Origin of the sequence: Pseudoalteromonas sp. BZB3, from assembly GCF_040104455.1 — a bacterium.
GTDB lineage: Bacteria > Pseudomonadota > Gammaproteobacteria > Enterobacterales > Alteromonadaceae > Pseudoalteromonas.
Genome location: NZ_JBECOS010000018.1, coordinates 1 through 21,827 on the forward strand (window position 1 = coordinate 1; position 21,827 = coordinate 21,827).

The 21,827-nt window shown below is 39.2% G+C and carries 18 protein-coding genes and 2 pseudogenes; 13 read left to right on the forward strand and 7 right to left on the reverse strand.

The annotated features are described in order from the left end of the window. Positions 1-163 precede the first annotated feature (163 nt). Both ABMY35_RS19055 and ABMY35_RS19060 read right to left on the reverse strand, forming a co-directional pair. Complete coding sequence (locus ABMY35_RS19055; RefSeq protein WP_349287664.1) at positions 164-2,026, reverse strand: S8 family peptidase; 1,863 nt, start codon at positions 2,024-2,026, stop codon at positions 164-166. A 228-nt stretch (positions 2,027-2,254) separates the two neighbouring features. Beyond that, a pseudogene (locus ABMY35_RS19060) lies at positions 2,255-2,485 on the reverse strand (hydrolase); the annotation flags it as partial. Positions 2,486-2,734: 249 nt separating this feature from the next. Here ABMY35_RS19060 and ABMY35_RS19065 point away from each other — a divergent pair. Then, a complete protein-coding gene (locus tag ABMY35_RS19065; protein ID WP_349287665.1) occupies positions 2,735-3,223 on the forward strand; it encodes a GNAT family N-acetyltransferase in 489 nt (162 codons plus the stop codon). 191 nt (positions 3,224-3,414) lie between these two features. On the opposite strand, the pseudogene ABMY35_RS19070 reads toward ABMY35_RS19065, so the two are convergent. Next, positions 3,415-6,636: pseudogene (locus tag ABMY35_RS19070) on the reverse strand (S41 family peptidase). A gap of 290 nt (positions 6,637-6,926) precedes the next feature. Here ABMY35_RS19070 and ABMY35_RS19075 point away from each other — a divergent pair. Next, a complete protein-coding gene (locus ABMY35_RS19075) occupies positions 6,927-7,907 on the forward strand; it encodes an ABC transporter substrate-binding protein (RefSeq protein ID WP_349287666.1) in 981 nt (326 codons plus the stop codon). Positions 7,908-7,924: 17 nt separating this feature from the next. Here the strand turns inward: ABMY35_RS19075 and rraA are convergent, their stop codons facing one another. From rraA to ABMY35_RS19090, 3 genes are all read right to left on the reverse strand, one after another. Further along, entirely contained in the window at positions 7,925-8,404 is a 480-nt protein-coding gene (rraA, locus tag ABMY35_RS19080) for a ribonuclease E activity regulator RraA (RefSeq protein WP_349287667.1), read from the reverse strand. Between the two features lie 102 nt (positions 8,405-8,506). Next, on the reverse strand, positions 8,507-9,310 hold the full coding sequence (locus ABMY35_RS19085; RefSeq protein ID WP_349287668.1) for a transporter substrate-binding domain-containing protein: 804 nt from the start codon (positions 9,308-9,310) through the stop codon (positions 8,507-8,509). A gap of 167 nt (positions 9,311-9,477) precedes the next feature. Next, positions 9,478-10,152: a TorF family putative porin gene (locus tag ABMY35_RS19090; RefSeq protein WP_349287669.1), complete on the reverse strand. Its 675-nt coding sequence runs from the start codon at positions 10,150-10,152 to the stop codon at positions 9,478-9,480. 427 nt (positions 10,153-10,579) lie between these two features. Between ABMY35_RS19090 and ABMY35_RS19095 the strand changes: the two genes are divergently transcribed. The 5 genes from ABMY35_RS19095 (at position 10,580) to ABMY35_RS19115 (ending at position 15,028) form a co-directional block, all read left to right on the forward strand. Further along, positions 10,580-11,530: a helix-turn-helix domain-containing protein gene (locus ABMY35_RS19095; RefSeq protein WP_349287670.1), complete on the forward strand. Its 951-nt coding sequence runs from the start codon at positions 10,580-10,582 to the stop codon at positions 11,528-11,530. Further along, on the forward strand, positions 11,527-12,762 hold the full coding sequence (locus tag ABMY35_RS19100; protein WP_349287671.1) for a S41 family peptidase: 1,236 nt from the start codon (positions 11,527-11,529) through the stop codon (positions 12,760-12,762). Before ABMY35_RS19095 ends, ABMY35_RS19100 begins: the two co-directional genes overlap by 4 nt. A 10-nt stretch (positions 12,763-12,772) precedes the next feature. Continuing rightward, positions 12,773-12,961, forward strand: coding sequence for a DUF1272 domain-containing protein (locus ABMY35_RS19105; RefSeq protein ID WP_138566358.1), 189 nt, complete (start codon positions 12,773-12,775; stop codon positions 12,959-12,961). A gap of 157 nt (positions 12,962-13,118) precedes the next feature. Further along, the gene (locus ABMY35_RS19110; protein WP_349287672.1) at positions 13,119-14,423 is read left to right on the forward strand and encodes a DUF2252 family protein; all 1,305 of its coding nucleotides are present in this window, start codon (positions 13,119-13,121) and stop codon (positions 14,421-14,423) included. A gap of 179 nt (positions 14,424-14,602) precedes the next feature. After that, positions 14,603-15,028, forward strand: a complete 426-nt coding sequence (locus tag ABMY35_RS19115) for a BLUF domain-containing protein (RefSeq protein ID WP_349287673.1) — start codon at positions 14,603-14,605, stop codon at positions 15,026-15,028. A 93-nt stretch (positions 15,029-15,121) separates the two neighbouring features. On the opposite strand, the gene ABMY35_RS19120 is transcribed toward ABMY35_RS19115, so the two are convergent. Next, positions 15,122-15,895 carry a transporter substrate-binding domain-containing protein gene (locus ABMY35_RS19120; protein ID WP_349287674.1) on the reverse strand — a complete coding sequence of 258 codons (774 nt, stop codon included), beginning with the start codon at positions 15,893-15,895 and terminating at the stop codon, positions 15,122-15,124. Between the two features lie 576 nt (positions 15,896-16,471). Here ABMY35_RS19120 and ABMY35_RS19125 point away from each other — a divergent pair. The 6 genes from ABMY35_RS19125 to ABMY35_RS19150 all read left to right on the forward strand — a co-directional run bounded on the left by ABMY35_RS19125 (position 16,472) and on the right by ABMY35_RS19150 (position 21,819). Beyond that, positions 16,472-16,951 (forward strand): hypothetical protein, encoded by a 480-nt coding sequence (locus ABMY35_RS19125; RefSeq protein WP_349287675.1) that lies wholly within the window; start codon positions 16,472-16,474, stop codon positions 16,949-16,951. Between the two features lie 224 nt (positions 16,952-17,175). Next, positions 17,176-18,303 (forward strand): serine hydrolase domain-containing protein, encoded by a 1,128-nt coding sequence (locus ABMY35_RS19130; RefSeq protein WP_349287676.1) that lies wholly within the window; start codon positions 17,176-17,178, stop codon positions 18,301-18,303. 333 nt (positions 18,304-18,636) lie between these two features. Beyond that, positions 18,637-19,221 (forward strand): DUF6151 family protein, encoded by a 585-nt coding sequence (locus ABMY35_RS19135; protein WP_349287677.1) that lies wholly within the window; start codon positions 18,637-18,639, stop codon positions 19,219-19,221. A gap of 80 nt (positions 19,222-19,301) precedes the next feature. Beyond that, complete coding sequence (locus tag ABMY35_RS19140; protein ID WP_349287678.1) at positions 19,302-19,895, forward strand: Crp/Fnr family transcriptional regulator; 594 nt, start codon at positions 19,302-19,304, stop codon at positions 19,893-19,895. A gap of 171 nt (positions 19,896-20,066) precedes the next feature. Next, a complete protein-coding gene (locus ABMY35_RS19145) occupies positions 20,067-20,504 on the forward strand; it encodes a hydrogenase (protein ID WP_349287679.1) in 438 nt (145 codons plus the stop codon). Between the two features lie 589 nt (positions 20,505-21,093). Further along, positions 21,094-21,819 (forward strand): TetR/AcrR family transcriptional regulator, encoded by a 726-nt coding sequence (locus ABMY35_RS19150; protein WP_349287680.1) that lies wholly within the window; start codon positions 21,094-21,096, stop codon positions 21,817-21,819. Positions 21,820-21,827: the final 8 nt, after the last annotated feature.

Here is a 21,827-nt window from a genome sequence, read left to right on the forward strand (position 1 = left end):
AAACAATACATATTGTTAACATTTTAACTAAAACAGAGAAATAATTTGAGTTTTGCGCAGACTTTTATATGAAAGGATTATCAAAAATAAAAAGCGCATAAAGCAAACTGCTTAATGCGCTTTTACTTAACGACTTAATTAATTGGATTTAAAACGTTCAGACTTAGTAGCTAGCTTGTAGCGTCAAACCATTATAAGCGCTATAGCCACGAAGCATGATGTAGTAAGTACCGCCAGTGCCAGAACTCAAGCTGCAGCTCTCATTGTTACCACTTCGGTAAGGACGACAATCATACGTACCTGTTGTTGGTGCAGCTCCTTTACGAACATAAAGGTCTGCATCACCAGAGCCGCCTGATGTATTTACATTTAGTGTTACACCCGCTGGTACATCAATAGTGTAAACAACCTCAGAATTACGTGTTCCAGAAAGGCTCGTTACTGGTACACCATTATCTAGGCAATTCGCACCGCAACCGCCACCTGATGATGTTTGGGCTTTCAGTGACACACCTGAATAAGCACTGTAGCCTCGAACCATTACATGCCAAGTGCCAGCAGTTGGGTTATTGAAAGTACAGGTTTCTTCATTGCCATTTTTGTATGGGCGACAGCTATATGAAGATTGTGTTGGTTTAGTACCTTGTTGAACATAGATATCAGCATCACCAGAACCACCAGTCATACTGAAAGCCACATTTGAAGTACCAGCAGGTACTTCAAATGTGAAGAAACTTTCAGAGCCTCTAGCACCAGAGATGTTCACAGCAACACCATCTTCAAGTGCTGGATCCGGGTCAACTGGGTCAACTGGACCACCATCACCAACTAGGCTATATAAAAGTTCATTTGGTGAACCCGATTTCGCATCATTAATTTTGTTTTTAGAACTGCGGTTACTTAAAAGTGAATCAATTTGAGCTGGAGAGCGCGAGCTGTCTTCATCTAGATAAAGCGCAGCAACACCTGCAACATGAGGAGCAGCCATTGATGTACCACTGATCGTATTCGTAGATGTATTAGAGTTATACCAAGCTGACTTGATGCTTGAACCCGGTGCGTAAATATCTAAACAGCTACCATAGTTAGAGAAGCTTGAACGGCTATCACTGCTCGTTGTAGAGCCTACCGTGATTGCATCTGCCGCACGTGCTGGTGAGTAGTTACACGCATTTGAGTTGTCATTACCCGCAGCAACAACAAACGTGACACCAGAAGCAACCGCTGCGTTAACGGCGTCATCAAGTGCTTGTGATCTTCCACCACCCAAACTCATGTTTGCAACAGAAGGGCCAGATGCATTGTTCTTAACCCAATCGACGCCTGCAATAACACCAGAGTTAGTACCTGAGCCAGAACAACCTAGTACTTTAATACCTACAATATTAACGTTTTTTGCGACACCGTACTGGCTACCGCCAATTGTACCCGCTACGTGAGTACCATGACCATTACAGTCTGTTGCATCTGCATCGTTATCTACGAAATCGTAACCATGTGAAGCTCGGCCACCGAACTCGTTGTGCGAAATAAGTACACCAGTATCGATAACGTAGGCCGTTACGCCTGCACCATCATAGTCATAGTGGTAGTTAGAATTTAGCGGACGATCACGTTGGTCAATACGGTCTAGACCCCAAATTGCATTGCTTTGATCAGCATTTGTAGCTGCTAGAGGAGACACACTCACAATCTGATCTTGCTCGATATAGTCAACATCAGGGTTGTTTAGTAAGTCTTGAACTTGGTTTGCAGATGCATTCACAACCACACCATTTAAAGAACCAGCAAACTTGCGTGATACATCTACGTTATAGCTATTTACGAGTTTTTGGCTGGCCTGCTCAGCATAACTTGCTACTGCATCAGCGCTTTGAATATTTAAAACTGAAGGGGTTTTAAATACTACAATGTATTGATTTGGAATGGCTTTGCTTTCAGAAACTTGTTTTAGTTCCGCTTGAGCTAAAGCTTGACCTGATACAATTGCACCGATAGCAAATGCTAGAGTCGATAATTTACGCATAATGATTCCTTTTACTTTGTTGTTTGATTAAAAATCACTCAAACCATAGCGCAAGGAACCATAAAGATCACATTTTATTTACATAAATTTAAACTTTTTCATCTTTAAATTTGTACCTTTAACTTTACAATTAAACTATTTTCTATTTTAAATCAGTTGCTTAATTTAATAAATTTGACACAATTTAACTTTGTTAAATTTTAGTTACGAGTTAGATGAAAGAGACTTTCACCAAAGTGTTTGCATAAATTGCTTCTCTGAATTGAAAATTTCTCCAATTATTGGTGTTCTAATCACAGCATTATGCTCATCTGCCGCTTTTGACACTCGCTCTAACGGCTCAAACCATGCATGAAATGATAAATCAAAGGTACCGTTATGTACTGGCACCATCACTTTCCCTTGTAAATCAAGGTGTGCTTGTAAGCTTTGCTCTGGTGTCATATGGATATCGGCCCAGCCTTTATAATATGTGTCTTGTATATACTATAACCATCTTAAAATGAATGTTTCATAACCCTAAGTAAAAGAACGCATAGTATTAAAAATGCACTTTCCTAGATCCTTGACGCTGAAATGGAACTAAAGACACTTACTCATTTTTAAAGAAATAAAGCTCATTCCAAACCATTTACTAATTTCCATAATCTATCAGAGAGAATAAACTTAGCTTAATCGCAGGACTAAACAGCAATACAAGGACAAAACATGATCAGAGCAATGAGGCATGACGACTTTATGAACTTTTGGCCGACTTTTCGGTATATTATTCAAGCACAAGAGACTTATGCATTTGATCCAGACATGAACGAGTCGAGCGCATATGCTCTATGGTGTGAAGCGCCGTTAAAATCTTTCGTTTACGAAGAAAATGGACAAGTGCTGGCCAGTTATTACTTAAAAGCCAATGCCATGGGACCAAGCTCACACATTTGTAACTGCGGCTATATGGTCTCGCCTTTAGCAGCAGGAAAAGGTATTGCCAGACAACTTTGTGAGCACTCTCAGCTTATCGCCCTAGAGCTTGGTTTTAAGGCCATGCAGTTTAATTCTGTGGTCTCGAGTAATACCGTTGCTGTATCGCTTTGGCAAAAGCTTGGATATGAAATTATCGGCAAAATTCCAAAAGCCTATAACCACCCGAAGTTAGGTTATGTTGATAGTCTCATTATGTATAAATGGCTCTGCGACGAATAAACCGCGTGTTTTTTTTAAGTAATAAATTTATTTAACAAGCTTTGTTGCGACTTCACATCACTTAGCAGTCGTTCATTTGCAATTACCTGTAAACGCACAAAGCCTGTCAGCTAGTTTGCTGTATGGTACCTTTATTCGCTTAGTTCTAAGATTAAAAAGGGGCTACTCGCCCCTTACAAGCATAATGATTTTTAGTCTCTAAAGTTACTCGGCGCAGGTGGCACAACAAGCGGCTTTTTAGGGTTAGCTTCTAATTCTTCAAGAAGCTCTTTAACTGCGCGCTCGACCGATGGGTCCTTTCCTGCATGAATAAGCTCTGGACGATCAACCACTTCGATATCTGGTGTTACACCTTCATTCTCTATGATCCAGTTGCCATCATTATCAAGAATACGGAAAGTCGCAGCTATTACTTGCCCGCCATCAACAAGGTATGGGTTGCCAGAAATACCAATCAAGCCACCCCAAGTTCGTGTGCCAATTAACTTACCAAGACCAGCTTGACGGAAATAGTAAGGTAATGCATCACCACCAGAACTCGAATAACCGTTAATTAGCATAGCTTTAGGGCCATCATGAGCAAACGCTGGCGTTTTAGTTGGCTCAACACCACGACGTTTCCAGTAATTTAATGGCTTGCGAGATAACCAAGTAATTAGATGTTCAGGAATAAAACCACCACCGTTGTAACGATCGTCTATGATCATGGCCTCTTTTGTCGTCTGTGGCATAAAGTTCTTGAATAAAGAACGATTACCTTCGTAGTGTGTATTTGGTAAATGCACATAGCCAATCTTGCCATTTGACAACTTGTTGACGTATTCAGCTCGGCTGTTCACCTACTCTAAGTAACGCAGACCCTGCTCACTGGCTACGGGTTTAACTGTCACCTTCCAAGCTGCTTCAAAACTAGGCGAATCAGACAGCATTAGCTCTACAGGCTCGCCCTGAGTATTTTCAAGCAACTCAAAGAAGTTACTCACTTGATCTACGGCTTGGCCATTCACCGATAGAATGAAGTTACCTACTGAGGCATTAATGCCAGTTTGACCCAATGGCGAACGGAAATCTTCATGCCAATCTTCGCCTTGATAAATCTTGTTTATCTTCACAAAGCCAGACGGGTGACTTTCTACTTCAGCACCTAATAAACCATGCTTTTTACGTTCAGCGGTTGGCGCATCGCCCGATTGAACATAAATATGACCCGCATTAATTTCACCCGCGATTTCACTGAGCACATAATCTAAATCAGTTCTGTGTGCTACTGCATCTGCCATTGGTTGATAACGTTTTAAAATTGCATCCCAATCTTGGCCATGGTGATTTTCATCATAGAACCAATCACGCAATGTACGCCACCCCTCAACATACATTTGTTGCCACTCGACCTTAGGATCAATTTTTAAATTCATCTTCGAGAGATCGAGCTGATTCGCTTTAAGGTCTTGTTTTGCTTTAGGCTTAATAACACTGATGTTTTTACCTAAGCGAGCAATGATGTGTTTACCATTCGTAGACACTTTATACTGACTCACGCCAGAAGCGACTGTAGCCATTTTGCCATCAGGCTTGTTCGAAATAAGCTTAAGGGCACCACCAGATAGCGTTAAAACCCCACCTTCTACACCCGTTAAGCCACGATAATTTCCTGCTGGTGCATTTGTAGCGACGACACGCTTCATAAAACCTTGAGGCTCAAGCGCATTCGTGTTTTCTTGTTTAGATTTATCTTCAGTCTTTTCAGTAACAATGCCCGCTTCATCAGAGCTTAATGCGTTAATGGGTGTGATTTGATTATTCACAGCAACCGCATAAACTCGCGTGGCACGATTAAACATATAATCAAACTCATACGAGCTGAACGTTAAGTTGTAATCACGTTCAGAGCTGAAATACAGATACTCACCGTCAGGAGAAAAAGTCGGGTTACTTTCAGATGTCATCTCATCTGTTAAGCGTGTTACCTTCTGTGACTCAATATTGAAATGAAATAACGATGAGTAGCGGTTTTCGTTATTTTTTACATACACAATATCGTTTGAATTTGGCGACCAAACATATTGAGTAAGACCATTTTCATCAAACTTTGCCACATCTATTTTTGTTTGTTTGCCAGATGCAGTATCAAGTAACCAAAGCGTATGGTTTTTATCTGCAAAAAGTAGTTTGCTGTTATCAGGTGACCACTTAGGCGTAAAACGCCAAATTGTGCCATTACTTGTTAACTGCTTAACTTCATTATTGTTAGCGCGATCTTTAATATAAATCTCGTACTCGCCTGTCACATCGCTCATATAAGCGATATATCGACCATTTGGCGACCAACTTGCCTCTATCTCACGGCCTTCAGGCGTGTAGCTTAAGTTACGAGTCGGACCTTGTTTTACAGGTACTGTGAAAATTTCACCTCGGGCTGTAAACACCGCGCGATTACCATCATGAGAGATGTCCATTGAGTCAATAAAGTCACTCACATTTTTGCTATAAGGCAATGTGTGCTCTCTGATCCCCTCTACATTTATCGTTAGTTTCTCAGAAGACTTTGTAGCTTCATCGAAACGGTATAGATACCCCCCGTTTTCATAAACAATCGCATCAGGACCCGCAGAAGGCCACAATACATCGAAGTCATCATGCGTTGTCATTCGAACAGGCGCTTTACCTTCACGGTATTTATATAAATTAAGTGTGTAATCTCTATCTGAAACAAAATAAATACTGTCATTTATCCAGGTAGGCTGTTGATCTGTAGCGCGATGAGACGTTAACTGTTTTGAAGTATTATTTTCTAAATCATACACCCACACATCTTGAGCACGACCACCACGTGAACGCTTCCACGTTCTAAACTCTCTGTCTATTGGGGTATAAACGTACTTGCTACCATCTGGAGAAAGCATACCGCCGCCCGTTTCAGGTATTGCCATCGGTTGCTCTAAGCCCCCTTCTGCTGGCACCATGTATGGACGACCCATTCGCTTGCCCCAAGGCGTTCTGTTTGCTCTAAATACGATATTTTTTCCGTCTGGCGTCCAGTCCAGAACACGATAATCATAGCCGCCACGAGGTGGCATAGGACCAACGTCATTGTAGTAAGTTAATTGTTTCAAACCTGAGCCATCGCGGTTTATGACATAAACTTGTCGACTACCGTTGTACTGTGCTGAGAATGCAATTTGACTTCCGTCTGGAGAAAACTTAGGAAAAGTTTCGAACCCCTCATGATGTGTCAAACGCTGGCTTTTTCCAGTCTTAGTGTTAGCAACGTAAATGTCACCCGCATAAACAAATGTGACATGCTCTTTATGAATATCAGGGAATCGTAAGATACGGGTATCTTGCGTTTGAAACGCAGAAGCCAAAGGCGCAACGACAGCAGCCATGGCCAAAACAAGATTTTTAATTTTCATTCTTCGCTCGTTTTTATAATGACTAATGTTACATAATAACATTTAAGTCTGCTGTGAAAGCTTTTTGAGATAAGTTGGTTGTGACAAAATGTAACGACTAAAAATGAGTTGATGCCCCATACTTTTTGCTCATGTAAAAAACTCAACAGTAAAATTTGCTTAACTGACTATGATTAGTAATATGGCAAAAAAGATATATCTTGTGAGTAATCATGATTCGGTTTTTTGTTTTTTTCATTCTATTTTGTTTTTTGCCCAGTTTCTTCGTTCAGGCAAATCAACTTAATGTTATGTTTTTGAACCCGGGTCACCCATCAAATAATCCAACCGGGCATTTTTGGCCGAATGTAAATTACTTCATGCAAGAAGCTGCTGATGACTTAAACATCAACCTCACTACCATTTATGCCAACCGTAATCATATTCTCATGAAATCTTTTGCCAAAGATGTCATCGAAAATAAACCTGACTTTGCAGTTATCGTAAACGAAAAAGGGGTGGCGACTAGCCTAGTCAATAAAATTACAGCACAAAAAATCAAAGTATTCATGTTGCTAAATGATCTCACTAATGAAGAGCTTAACGCACTAACTCCTGAGCAAAGAGAATATTATGCAGGTAGTCTTATCCCAAATAACTTTGATGCTGGTTTTACACTTGCCGAGCAACTTCATCAATCGATTAATTTTAGTAACTCAGACTCTCAGTCAAAAGTGAATATATTGGCCTTGCATGGTGATGAAACCTCCCCTGCCTCCATAGCCAGAGCCGAGGGATTACAAAGCTTTATCACTGATAACCGCAACATCAATTTAATTGATAGTACGGTTGCTAATTGGTCAAAACAACAGGCCTACGAAAAAGTCTCTGGTATTTTAAAGCATCAAAAAATAGATATTATCTGGGCAGCCAATGATGCGATGGCATGTGGTGCGACATCTGCAGTCATCAATGCAGGTAAAGCTGACTCAATGCTAATTGGCGGTATTAATTGGGATGATGATATACCGCTAGGTAGATTATCAGTATCAGTCGGAGGTCATGTGACACTCGGTGCATACGCGATGGTATTACTGAAAGAGCAATGGCTTGGGGTTAGTAAAGCTAAAAGGGTTAAACACTCTATTTTCCAACATAGTAATGTTGAAGCTTATGAGACTTTTATGACTGCCTTAAAGCAAAAGCGCTTTCACCGATGTGACTTTACTCAATTTCTTAGTAATCATACAAAAGCACAGACATTCTCTATCGAAAACCTTATTTGTCATTAAACTGCTTGCAGCTCAATTTATAATTTGACAGAGCTAATAACAATGCCATTTTCATCTGCATATAGCCAATCATTCTTAGAAATCTTTGCGCCTAGTAAGTTTATCTGCTCTAAATATTGCCCTTTTCCTTGCTTCTGTGTTTTTCGTGGAGTGTGGCCTAATGCCATCACACAAAATGGTAACCCTTTTAAAATTTCAACATCTCTAACACAGCCATTTATCACTACACCAGCCCACTGATTTTCAATACCAAAAAAAGCTAAGTTATCACCTAAAAAAGCAAACGTTTTAGAATCAAGCGCATCGACAACCAATATTTTGTTATCTCCTTCCTGCTTTAAAGACTCTGCTACAAGACTGTTATCATCTGGGCACTGAACAATCACAACTTGCCCTTTCATATGCTTTTTTAGACCGAAATGCATTAATCCATGATGCATCACTTGTAATGCTTCGCCATGCTCATCATATAAATCGGGTGTAGAAAAATCAGACATAAGTTACTCTCAGTAAGCTTAAATTATTAAACCTTAGTTAAGCGTCTAAATCTGATATATGACAATCTTTTCGAGAAATGTCAGTCATTCATAAAAAGCATATTATTGATGCAAACAACGAGTTTCTAGAGTGAGATCTTGCTCTAATATTTGCTCTGTCGTGTCTAAATACAGTTGCTTAATTGGAATGTGTTTGGCCTTAGCATAAATCTTATCTACCGCGTTTTGCAGCTTTTGAACAACTTCTGGATTTATCGTTTTATTTAAGGCCAAGTAATTTCCTCCTAGTCGAGGATCATCTATAAAATAAGCTGGCACAACTTGCTCTGGTCGAAGTCGGTAATTCTGAATATGGAATTTCAAACTATTTGCAGAGGCAATAAATAAATCAAGTTTACCTTCGGTAAAGGCTCTTATTTCGGCAAATTTTTCAGAGAATGGAATGTAGTTGATATGCTCTTTAAATCCCCAGTGCCTTAAAATCTGCTCATAAACATCACCTTTATGCAAACCAACAGTGTAATTCGCCAATTCCTCTTTATTGGAAATGTGAATATCATCTCGTTCAATAAGTTTATAAAAACATGCCGGGCTAGAAATAAGTGGCCCTACCCATTGATACTTTTGCTCTCGACTTGGCAAACGAGAGGTTGAAACCAAGCCCCCTTTTGGATCTTTAAGACTTAATGTCATTGCTCGCTTCCAAGGGTAAAGGGCAAAAGTACATTTTATTTTTGCCATCTCACAAGCCATAGCAACTATGTCTGCGTTGACACCAACAACTTTGCCTTTTTGTAGAAAGTTATAGGGAGGGAACTCTTCTGTATATATGGTCAGTGCCGTTTCTGATGAGAAGCAACTTGCTGAAAAGATCAATATCACAAACAACAAACTTCTTATTCTCATCAAACAACACCTTAAAAAGCGCTTATTGTAAAAACCATATATTTCAAAAACATGTCTAACTTCATGTTTATTGAATACATACTTAAGCATAGGAAGGAAACAAAGAATTGCCATTTTCAAAACTAATTTTGAAAATGGCTTAGCAAGTTAGATAAGATATATTGAGTTTAAAAGCTGAAGGTTCTAGCGGCCGTGAATAAAATTGTTGAATCTCCGTAAGTATCTAGGTTGGTGTCTTCATATCCCAATGATAAATCCCACCCACTGATAGAATAGTTTCCAGTAATGCGCCAATGCATATAGCCATCATCTCCTTCTTCCCACGTCCATTTATCATCATCCATACTCATTGAATAATCGACCCCTACATCAACCGAAAATGCCTCATTAATTGGGAAGTTATGAGTCAGCATCACTATGCTGTGGCCCGCACCTGTGCCAAAATAGTCCCATGCATACCAAAAATTAAGGTTAGTGTTACCGTAATTAAACTTTGCATAGGCTTCTGCGTAGTTATAACTGGAGCTCACATCAGCGCCGTGATAGGTGTACTGCGCAATACCAACATCTAAATTAACAACATCATTCAGAGCTGTGTAGTAACCTACATAACCATCAAACTCGATGTTGGTATCTTCGCCAAAATCGACATTTGAGCCCCAGACTCCTGCATACAACCCGTTATCTCCCGCCCAATCAAAGCTTGCCTGAATGGCAGGGTCTTCTTGAGTTTGACTTACCCCATTAAATAAATAATCAGACACACCCGTCACTGTAATTGAGGTATCAGCCAAAGTCGGAAAAGCGCATAAACACAGTGTATATAAAATCGATTTTTTCATTATTGAACTCTGAAATAATTTTCCTTTATGAAATGAGAGTAGTACAAAAATGACTTCTGTAAACAAATGAACAGACTATTTCTAAAACAGAAATACTTTACCTTTAAGTAACATTAAGCAATTCCTTGTTGCTAATACCAAAATATCTAAACTTTTATTATTAGCCATACTTAACCCTGTTTTTAAGGTATTTAACATAACAGCACCTGAAAATTTAGGGTTATAGACTAATATAAACTTATAACTTCCCCAATAGCCCCGCTCGTCGGGGCACTTTTTTGAGCTAAGAAATATTTCACCCAGACTTATCATCTTTGTATATAAAAAATAAATATGTCTCTTTATGTCGTTTTTATGTTTTATCCGACACCCCTCGTCGCGTTAATATAGGTTTATTCACAGAGTAAAATCTCAAAGAACAACTCATATGACCATCAAACAAGTCTATTTCATCGCTGATGGCTTTCAAGCCCTTGACCTATTTGGTCCACTTGATGCCTTTATGGAAACTAACAGCATTCAAAACAATGCCTACCAGTGCAAACTGTTAGGGATCAGCAAACAGCCTGTACAAACCGCTTATGGACAAAGTGTGTCTGTCGATTACTGTCTGAGTGATAAGTTTGACTATGACGATTTGATCATTTGCGGGGGCACAGGCATGCGTACTCTGCAACTAACTACTAAGCAGCTCAATGCGCTTTCTGACATAGCTAAAAAAGCAAAACGTGTCTTTAGTATTTGCACAGGGGCGTTTATTCTGGCCAAACTCTTTGATGATAAAGCCCTTACGATTACAACACATTGGCGCCATTGTGAGAGCCTAGCTAAGCAGAACCCAAATAAAACCGTCACGCCTGATCCACTCTTTATTCGTGATGAAAACATATGGTCATCAGCCGGTGTGCTGTCGGGTGTTGATTTAGCTCTGGCAATTATTCGCGAAGACTATGGTAATAGCGTGGCAGCAAAAGTAGCTAAAGAGTTGGTAGTGTACCTACAACGAGCAGGAAAGCAGCGGCAATATTCTGATATTTTAGAGCTTCAATCCGGTGAAAGTTTGAAGCTCTCGCCACTGATTGATTGGTTAAGTACGCAATTAGACAAATCAGTTACAGTCACCAGCATGGCTGAATTTTGTCACTTGAGCGAGCGACAACTCACACGGTTATTTAAACAGCACCTTAACTGTACACCTAGTCATTATTTTCGAGTACTCAAGCTTAATCATGCCAGAGATTTACTATGTGAGGAAAACATCAGTCTACAGCTTATCTCGAAAAAATTTGGCTTTAATAATTACGACAGTTTTCGTCGTGCTTTTATTAAGCAATTTGGCCTATCACCTTCACACTATGCTAAGGGCACAGACCTATGAAATTAACGTTTAAATTACTCGTTCTCGCTTTGTTTAGCTTTATCTCATATGCAGACACGCTATCAGTAAAACAACAGCAGGCTTGGCTAGAGGACATTAACTTTTATGAAAACCAAATCAGAACCAAGCATATTGAACCATTTCATACGCTTGCTGAAAATGACTTTGCCAGACTCTTGAAAGAACTAAAACAAGACTTACCGCTACTCAGTGAGCCTCAAGTAGAAGCGCGACTAATGGCAATAACTGGTACCATTGGCGACGGACACACTAACTATTTTATGATGTCTGGGCCTCACCAACACTTTCCGCTCAGGTATAAGTTCTTTAACAATAAATTACGCGTCATTGATACAACTAAGCAATATCAGCACCTTATCGGCGCTGAGCTAAAAACCATCAATGGCTTAACCGTTGAAGCACTGTTTGAGTTAATCACACCTATGCTGCCTGGGGTAGACAACCAATTTAGCGCCAAAGCGCGTTTTGAGTTTTATTTAACCCTGCACAAGTTGTTATTAGGTCTGGGCCATGTAAAAGAGAGTGCTGCGGCACAGTTTGAGTTTGAACTTGGTGGTAATACGCTTAACGAACAAATAGCGCCTATTGAGATGAGCGAATTTGCCAAACTCAGTTCCGCTTTTAAAAGTCACTCAGATAAATTAAATATGCTTGATATTGGCATGCCAGGTATAAGCCTAGGCTTGTTAAAAGATAAAAAAATCGCTTACTTTAATTTTAACGCCTACCCCAGTTTTGAGCAGGTAATTTCAGAGTGCCAAGCACTGCAAAAGCAATTAAAAACGGTTAAATCAAAGTATCTGATTATCGATTTCAGAGGCAATGGCGGCGGCAGTTTTTACACAGGTTTAGCTTTTTCATCTTGTCTGTTACCTCTAGACCAATTTGATTGGAAAACAGGTGTATTTGCTCTCACTGATGAACACACTTTCTCTGCGGCAATGAGTAACACCGTACAGTTCAAACAAATTCTCAATGCGCGTATTTTCGGCACACCAACAGGTGGTGATCCCAACCAGTTCTCCGAAAGCTATCGCTTTGCTTTACCTAACTCGAAAAGAAAGTTAAGTGTATCAAAACGCTATTACCCGTTTCTTTTTGACAATACAGATGCTGTCTACCCTGATGAGTTGATTGAAACTTCATGGCTAGATTATCAACAAGGAAACGACCCTGTGCTATCAGCGGTACTGGCTGAAATTGAAAAATAGAGAACAACACATGCTCCAATTAAAACCCAATTGCGAATGCTGTAATAAGGCTTTACCTTCAAATTCTCATGAGGCAATGATCTGCAGTTATGAATGCACTTTTTGTAGACACTGCGTAGAAAAAGAATTACTTAATGTGTGCCCAAACTGCGGTGGTAATTTTGAAACAAGGCCTATACGTCCTTTAGAAGTTCGCTAAGAAAACAAAATTAGCACGAGCACAATGTTATATTTTCACTGCAACACGCTGAGCTGATTTCTAATATTGCGAGCTATGTATTTATAGTTACAATGACAATAAATACATTGCTCGCAAAGTCATGAACTGTGAGTAAAAGTTTATCAAAGGATTACTCGTGGAAAGACAAGAAACGCTGGTTCAATATTTCAAAGAGCATGATGGGTGCGAACCATCACTTGATTTAACAAAACACAAAAAAATGGTGAACAGCCCATTTCAGTTTTTGCGCGGCTCAGCGCCGCTTATGTATCGAGACTTGGCAAGCCACTTAATCACTTTGCCTGAGTCTTTACTGAATATTCCTCTTACTACAATTATGGGTGACTGCCACACGAGTAACTTTGGCTTTTTAAGTGAAGAAGGCTCTCATGGTGAAACCGTGGTTTTTTCGCCTAATGACTTTGATGATGCCTGTTTTGGTCATGCCAGTTGGGATCTATTCAGGTTTTTAGTCAGTCTACCACTTGCACATACCGAGGCTGCTCAAATTCAGGCAGAGTCTGAATGTGAAAAACTCAAAGCAAAACCCCTTGCAAATGAACAGCAAATACATTCAGCGCAACAAGCTTTTCTAAAAGCCTATATAGAAACTTGTGAGCGCTCATTACAAAAGAAAAACGACAGTCAAACCGCACTCACTGAGTTCTCAAAAGGTCATATTTTGTATAAGCGCTGGCAGAAGGCACTCACTAGAGTAGTCGGTGGCGAAGCCTTTATGACTAAAAGCACCTTGGCTAAAGAGGTCGATTTAGTGCAATGGCGATTTAAACAAAACCCTGACAAGTTTATTCCTCTGCCTGATGACATCTATGAAAACCTGTACATGCAATTCAGGCCTTTTATGGACGATGAAATTCTCGATATCGTCATGCGCCATAACGCTGGTACAGGCTCAAATAATTTAGGTCGCTATTACGTTTTAGTAGGCCCGAGCCAGCCTTATGATGCTGCTAAAACACATATCGTAGAAATAAAACAGCAAAGAGAAGCGGCCCCCATAAAATACTTTCCTAAGTTGTCTGTAAACAACAGTCTCTCTGCGGCGCATTTAACGGTAAATTGTCAAAGAAAAATGCAGCGCCGACCCGACTTAATTCTCGATGATGCCATTTGGCAAGATCAACATTGGTTACTTCGCTCTCGCCATCATGCTCGTGTTGGCATTGACTCTGAGCATTTTATGTTAGGAAGAAGAGCGGCCGAAAAAGGCGGCGTTATTCAATATGCACTGAGTTGTGGAGAAGCATTGGCACTTGCGCATATGCGAGGCGACCGCCGCTCAGTAGATTTTCAAAAAGCCATTGTTGCTATTTTGCCGCAACAGCAAAGAGGGTTAATAAACGCAGCCAACAAGTATGTGCGACAAGTTAAAAGCGACTGCTTAACAACAAAAAGTCTTATTGAAAGTCCTCTAAAGTAATCGTGATGCAGATGAAGCACCTTTGCTTTGTCTGCCCTCTGTAAAAGAGGTTTGTAATCATTTCTTGTTCCTTGAGTATAAGCTCACACTCTTATCTTATGCTCACTTAAATTGAGCTTCAATATTTTTACTTTTACTGTTTTAGCACTATGCTTTTTGTAAAGTTTCTTGATTTTAATATGAGCATGTTAGTTGAATTTATTTATACAAGTACGGCGACAGCGCCCTTACAATGGACTGAGTTAGAAGTGCTAAGACACGAATGTGAACGTCGTAATCAGCTTGAAAAAATCACAGGCATGTTGCTGTATGATGGCAAACACTTCATGCAGGTACTCGAAGGTGAAGAGAAAAAAATATTAGCACTTTTTAATTGGATAAAATCAGATCCTAGGCACAAAAATGTAGAAGCTATCATAAACAACCCTATCGATAAGCGTAACTTTACTGACTGGGCTATGGGTCTTATTACCTGTGATGAAAAAACTCAGTTGCAAACGGTGACAGAACTTAAAGGCAAACGAAAAAAGCCGCTCAGTTATGAATTACTTTATGCTTTTGCTCATCATGAAATCGAAATTGATGATATGTTAGACGCCGATTAGTGCTCGAAGAATATATTCTTATATGAGCTGTAAAGCCACTTTACAGCTTGGTATTTGACTTTAGATTACTACTGGTAGCTACTCTAATAATAGTTACTTCAAAAAAATATGCTCAGCAGACGGTGATTTAACCGCGCCGACTGAGTTTAATATTGTTTGATACTTACCTGACTCTTTAATGGCTGTTAAGCCCAAATTAAAAGTCTCAAGTAACTGCTTAGACTCTTTGGATTGTTTTAAAAATAGTAAATGACTGCTTTCAATCATTAAAGGTTTTGGGTGGAAATCAATTTGCTCAATTTCTTGCGCTGAAAAATGCTCTTTCAGAAGATGCTTAGCAGGAATAGTTGCCATAGGAAATAAATCGATCCTATCTTTGAGTAACTTCTTAAAGTTTTGCAAATCTGTCGTGACAGTATCAACGTTTAAAACGCCACGTTGAGCAAGCTGCCAAAACTCTTCGCTATAGCTATAACCCGTCGTTGCACCTATATTAAAATTACTCAGCTCTAACAAACTTTGCCAATCGTGTAATGGCTTTCTCTTATGAAAATAGAAATGAATCGCTTCGTAATGAAGAGGGTCTGAACAATAAAAATCTTTCTGCCTTTCAGGCGCACAAAACCAAAAAGCCGCTGCGTCATAGTTGCCTTTTAAAGAAGATGCAAAACTTCTTCCCCATGGCATAAATTCAAATTGAACAGTGTGTCCTTGTGTTTCAAAAGCTGCGCGAATAACTTGCGGCACAATACCTTGTTGTTGCGCATCTTGACTAGCAAAAGGGGGATATTCTCCTATTGAGATTTTCAGTTGCTTGGATTGAGCAAAAGTACTCAGTAGCAAACAGAGCAATAAAGCAACACGCACACTTTCTTCCTTAAAATGATTACCAAATAAGTTTAGAACAAAAAAACAGACTATGAACATAGCAAAAAAAGGTGAAATTAATTACCGACACCAATAATTTGCAAATTACTAATGCAATAACCAAATAATAAGAAGTACTTTCGCGTCTTTTTACTCACCTCGCTATTACCGAAATACCTTATCTATATGCTTGGTTTTCTGCATGTCAGATGATAAGTACAAAGTTTCGTTTTTTTGTTCTGGATTTTTGCGTGTAATTAAAAAAATCTATAAGCATCTCCTATATTGACGCTCTCAAGGGGCGGAGATAAATCATCAGGAAAGATCAATACATACACTATCAGGCAGCACTTGCTCGATAACATCGACCTATAAAATGATTAAAAAATTAAAAAACATTAAGTGTTCTAAAACAACAAGCTTTAGTTGATAGCTAAAACGCTCACTGCACACCAAAGTCTGCTAGATGCTGACTTTATCATCGATTTAACCTGTCACGTCACTTTGCATAAGATGCTAGACAATTTAGCTAGAACAACTAAAAATAATATGCATAACTTTATAAGGTACCTCACTATGCATCTGTTAAAAAAAATCGCTGTTCTATCTACTCTTTTACTGACATTTGCCGTCTCTGCGAACGTTAAAGTGTTATCTGTTGGTGATAGCATTAAACTCCCAGCCCTGAATGACCAATTCGATAAACCACATTCATTTAAACCAAGTACCCAATGGCTGGTACTTGCCCATGATATGGACAGCAGCCGTGTAACGCGCGATGCGTTTGCAGGTCAAACTAACGAAACGCTTCAACAAGCCAATATTCAATACTACGCAGACATCAGTGGAATGCCGGGGCTAATTAGCAGCTACATAGCTATTCCTAAGATGCAAAAGCAAAAGTACAACATCGTACTAGCCAAAGAAGATGATGAACTGGCATTTTTGCCAAGCGAAGACGACAAAGTGAGTATTTTCAAAATCGAAAATGGCAAAATCGTTGAGTTTATTACTACTGATAGTGCTGAAGTGTTAAAGAAAACCGTACTTAAATAATCGAATAAGAACACTCTACTCGCTCTTAATCGATACCTAATGCAATAAGGCAAATCTGCTCAGCCTTATTGCATACTTTTCGTATAATATCTATCTAGCATTCTTTGAACGCAAACCCTAGCCCTGCGCTGGCTTTCTTAAGCATCTAAATTAATTCAACATTTAAACCTTTTACTCATTCTTATCGTCTAATGAGTGATTATAATGATTGTAAAAGGAAAACAATGAACCACTTACTAACCCGCACAATACCGTCTATATTGGTGGCTTTATTATTCTCAGTGTTGGCTGCGTGTAAAAGTCATGATGCAATAAATTTTGAAGCAAACACGAAAGAGGAGCTTGGTGAATTTATTGATGGAAATGCTGGGCAGGTCGTCTCTATTTCTGTTGTAGATGCAGACAAAACGTACCAATATCACTTAGGAACCTTAAGTAATGGTGATACGCCTAACAACCAAACACTTTACGAAATTGGCTCAATCACCAAAACGTATACAGGATTAGTTGTTGCGAAAGCCATTCAGGACGGCAAAGTTGAGCTTGATAAAGATATCCGCCAATACCTTAAAAATTTCGAATACAAAAATTTAGAACTTTCCAACCAATATATTACTTTGCGACACCTTTTAACCCACACCAGTGGGCTACCATATAGTTTTGCTGTCAGTCGCGAAGATATAGAGCAAGGCAGATATTTTGACAAAATATCAAAATACACCAGAGCCGATTACTTTAACGACCTTAAAGCAGTGACGCTTAGCTCTATACCTGGCGAGGACTATGTCTATTCAAGCGTGGGGACTAATTTAGCGGCTTATATTGTTGAATCAGTATATCAAAAACCCTTTGAAACACTTCTTACTGACATAATCACCAGCAAATCTGGAGAGCTGAATACTAAATTCAGACGCGCACACTCTGAGGTGAGTAAAGTTACAATCGGTTCAGATGGAAACGGTAATCAGATGCCCTTGGCGAGTGCATATTGGTATGCAGGCGGCGGGTTAACTTCAGACCTTGAGTCCATGACACATTATATGCGCCATCAATTATCTTCAGAGCCTGAAGTAGCTATTTCTCATCAACTTTTGGAACAAAATTGGATGGGTCATGGCTCAGCGTTTTATTGGAACACAACTCAAGACAATTCAAATGACATCATGCTATATCAAAGTGGCGGATCAATGGGCACGTCTAGTTGGCTAGCTATTTATCCGAAGCAAAATATTGGTATTTTCATCGTCACAAACTTAGCAAAAGGCGATACTCAAGAAGCGCTAGAAGCCATTTCAGAGCAGGTTTTTGACCATTTAATCGCGTACAAAGAAGCCATAGAGCCAAATTCATAAATTTGGCTTTTTCCTTCTCTCTACGAATATTAACTTGCAACAATGCCGCAATCTTTTATATCACTGTAAACTACGTGGATTTAGTTGAAGAATATCCTCTTATACTTAGCGTTAGCAGACGTTAATCTGCGCCAAGATACATGATGCAACCTTCAATAATTGTAAGAGTAGGCTTGGGATAAGGCTAAAGTATTCAATGACAGTTCAATTCGTTTGAAGTGCTCGAATACTTTTCAAAAGGTACATAATATATTGATTTTAAATAACTAAAAATATAATGTTAATTGCTTATTAGGAGTAATGTCATTCAGTCCTGCATAAAAAGGAGTTCAAGTGGAAGATTTAAAATTAGAGTGTAAATGTGGGGAAGTAACAGGTGTCGTTAGTAATGTAAAACCAGGGTGCGGTAATCGATTGGTTTGCTACTGCGAGGATTGCCGAAACTTTGCCAAACAGTTCAATAAGACTGACGATATTTTAAATGAATTTGGTGGTACAGAGATATTCCAAATCGACCCTTCTCGGATAACAATTAATCATGATTTAGAAAATATTTCCTGCCTTAAGCTTAGTGACAAAGGTTTATATCGTTGGTATGCATCATGCTGCCAAACGCCAATAGGAAATACCGTTGGGTTAAATTTACCTTTTGTGGGGTTGATACATTCTTTTATCGCATCAGATCAAAATATCGACTTGAAAATAGGCCCTATCATTGGCTCTGTATATACAGAGCATGCCACAGGAAACCCGTCAGACGAACTTAAAGCTGGTAAATCAAAGACTCGCCTTTTGTTTACGATCTTGAGAAAGCTATTTGTCTGGAAAATCTTTGGAAAAGGCAACCCTAATCCATTTTTTCATAAAGACGGTAAACCAATTGTCGAACCTAGCTTAGTTAGTCGAAATAAAATCTAAAATACCGATGCATTTAAACGACAAGATGCCTTCCCCACTTTAGTGGCAGCTTTATATTAAAAACCAACAGATGTAATTCTATGAAATATTTTAGAAAGCTGATTGAGCACTATATTCCTATCAATGATGATGAGTGGGCTGATGCTTGCGAAATATTTGACATAAGATATGTAGAAAAAGGAACAATAGTACATCATGCAGGTGACGTATTTAGTGAAATATGGTTTATTAAAAGTGGCTTAGCTCGATCATATTTTATTGATATAAATGGCAAAGAGCATACTTGGCAGCTATATTTTCGCGGAAAAAGTAAGCATGGCTTAAATCACTTTATGGACGACAGTGTAAGCTTTTCTGAAAAAACTGGGTCAATGCTGAATTTTGAAATTATAGAAGATTCGGTTTTTTATGTTGCGTCTCTAGAAGCGATTAACAAGCTCATATCACAAGATAAAAAATGGGAGCGCTTAGCGAGAATATGGATACATGACACCTACTATTCTGCTACATACAAACGTGTTCTTTCTCTTATGTCAGAGACTGCTGCCCAGAGGTATGCCCGTTTACTTGACGAGTATCCTTTTATATTTAAACAAGTTAAGTCGTATCATATAGCCTCATATCTTGGTATTGCGCCACAGACACTAAGTAAATTAAAAAATGAATCTAGGTGAATGAATTTTAGTATTCCGTTTTTTACCATGTATTTTTTTATGGAGATTAACAATGAATGCCTTTCAAAAATTTAAAAACCAATACCAGCAAAGTCCTCCGCTAAACACTGATCACGTCAGCAATGTAAATATTACTTCTTAACCTAGTTTTATGCATATATAAGGAACGTCATGATAGAACTTACACAAATAGGTACACAACTAATCTTTATTGGAATTGTTTTTTTCCTTATCGGTTTAATACAAGGTGCCTTGATACCAGCGGTAAAAAACTCCCGTATGGCTCTTTCTGGTCACTTGACTGCGGTTCAGTGCGCAATGGCTTTAGCGATCTTTGGAGTTATCTGGTCTTTGGTTGAGCTGCCTTTGTTTTGGGAAACTGTAGCAGCTTATGGTTCTGTATTTGGATTCATACTTATTTGGTTAGGAATAACCATTGCATCTATAACTGGTGCAAGTAAAGCGCTCCCAATTGCTGGCGCGGGGTTTTCAGCAAACTTTAATGCCGAATTTACAGTTAAAGTGATGGTACGAACTGGGTCTCTATTATCACTGTTCGCCTGTACTTTGCTGGCTTTTGGATTATTACCAATATTGGGGCAATCGTAAGCAATATATAACAAACACTTCAAAAGTGTCTTGGTTTAGGTCAAAAGCTTTAAAAAGCAGTAAGTAGTCAGCTTGCTTAAAGATACTGGCTTTTCATATGGGGTGAAATGAATCCAGCGGTTTCAATGAGCATCTCGGTTTCAAGAAGGTTGGGCTTTTTTATCGTCGAATTTGTAATTACAACGACAGATAATAATGTGTGCCAATCAGTGCACATATAAAGCCTAAGCCTCACCTCACACTGAACCGGTATAAAAAGGTGAAAAAGCAAGACCAGCTCTCGCGAACGCCTTTTTATACCTCCATTTATTACAAGAACCCATATAGCTATTCCTTAAAGCAGCATTTTTAAAGCATTCTTAAAAACTTTCAAATAAGTCCTTGACCTTAGCCTTACTCGAGGTTTTAAAGTGCGTCACTCAATCGCTTTAAGCTAACTCTCTGAGTTTATTTAATAAGCAATTTTTAAAATCAAATAAGTGGGTTTTCTAACCTGTCATTGGTTGACAAAACCTCAAAGAAAACTAGAATAACCACATTCGAATACCATTCGAATGTGGTTATTCTAAATATTTATGAGATAAAAAGTATGGCGCCAGCACCAAAATTCAGCCCCGAACAGCAACAAGAAATGATCCTTGATGCGGCTGTTCAGTGTATTCAAGAGTCCTCAATTACCGATTTTACTATGGCAAAAATTGCCCGCCTTGCAGGCTTGTCGATGGGTTCTGTGTATAAGTTTGTTCAAAGTAAAGAGGACATCGTACTCGCGCTTGCTTTTCAATCATTTAGACATGCCTCATCGGTATTCGAACGTGTTTTAAAACTTCCTCTTTCTACCCCAGAGAAAATGTTGGCAGTTACCCTGATTGCCCCTAAAAAGCTGCAGTGTTTTGAGTTTGATTATGAGTTGCAGTCCTACGCAACCAACGAAGCGGTGATCAAACGTGCCTCGTCATTATGGTCCAGCAAAACAATTGAAGCCTGCAACCTTTGCGAGCAAGGGTTCAAGCTCGCCATCATGGATGGGATCAACGCCGGCGAGCTCAAAGAAGTGCCCAATTTAAGTGAAGTCATTGAAGAAATTATCGTCAGCGGCTGGGCACTAACTGTGGGTTACGAGCAAGTTTTACGCGTTAAACAACAGCAACAAATTATTGAGGGTACAGCTTCTCTACTAGAGCCTTTAGCCTTCAACGCACCAATTATTCGCAGCACAATTCGCCTTCTCAATAGTTACCCTTGGCAGTCTCCAATCACGCCAGATTCTCTTGAGCGAATTGAGCAAGCACTTATTAATTTAGAATTACGTTAAGGGAGCAA

What these genes read in the sequence shown, in the direction of transcription:
- ABMY35_RS19100 (WP_349287671.1), top strand. Translation starts at nt 11,527, where the DNA reads ATGAAATTAACGTTTAAATTACTCGTTCTCGCTTTGTTTAGCTTTATC.
- ABMY35_RS19065 (WP_349287665.1), top strand. Translation starts at nt 2,735, where the DNA reads ATGATCAGAGCAATGAGGCATGACGACTTTATGAACTTTTGGCCGACT.
- ABMY35_RS19090 (WP_349287669.1), bottom strand. Translation starts at nt 10,152, where the DNA reads ATGAAAAAATCGATTTTATATACACTGTGTTTATGCGCTTTTCCGACT.
- ABMY35_RS19150 (WP_349287680.1), top strand. Translation starts at nt 21,094, where the DNA reads ATGGCGCCAGCACCAAAATTCAGCCCCGAACAGCAACAAGAAATGATC.
- ABMY35_RS19115 (WP_349287673.1), top strand. Translation starts at nt 14,603, where the DNA reads ATGAGCATGTTAGTTGAATTTATTTATACAAGTACGGCGACAGCGCCC.
- ABMY35_RS19130 (WP_349287676.1), top strand. Translation starts at nt 17,176, where the DNA reads ATGAACCACTTACTAACCCGCACAATACCGTCTATATTGGTGGCTTTA.
- ABMY35_RS19105 (WP_138566358.1), top strand. Translation starts at nt 12,773, where the DNA reads ATGCTCCAATTAAAACCCAATTGCGAATGCTGTAATAAGGCTTTACCT.
- ABMY35_RS19125 (WP_349287675.1), top strand. Translation starts at nt 16,472, where the DNA reads ATGCATCTGTTAAAAAAAATCGCTGTTCTATCTACTCTTTTACTGACA.
- ABMY35_RS19095 (WP_349287670.1), top strand. Translation starts at nt 10,580, where the DNA reads ATGACCATCAAACAAGTCTATTTCATCGCTGATGGCTTTCAAGCCCTT.
- ABMY35_RS19140 (WP_349287678.1), top strand. Translation starts at nt 19,302, where the DNA reads ATGAAATATTTTAGAAAGCTGATTGAGCACTATATTCCTATCAATGAT.
- ABMY35_RS19075 (WP_349287666.1), top strand. Translation starts at nt 6,927, where the DNA reads ATGTTTTTGAACCCGGGTCACCCATCAAATAATCCAACCGGGCATTTT.
- ABMY35_RS19055 (WP_349287664.1), bottom strand. Translation starts at nt 2,026, where the DNA reads ATGCGTAAATTATCGACTCTAGCATTTGCTATCGGTGCAATTGTATCA.
- ABMY35_RS19085 (WP_349287668.1), bottom strand. Translation starts at nt 9,310, where the DNA reads ATGAGAATAAGAAGTTTGTTGTTTGTGATATTGATCTTTTCAGCAAGT.
- rraA (WP_349287667.1), bottom strand. Translation starts at nt 8,404, where the DNA reads ATGTCTGATTTTTCTACACCCGATTTATATGATGAGCATGGCGAAGCA.
- ABMY35_RS19145 (WP_349287679.1), top strand. Translation starts at nt 20,067, where the DNA reads ATGATAGAACTTACACAAATAGGTACACAACTAATCTTTATTGGAATT.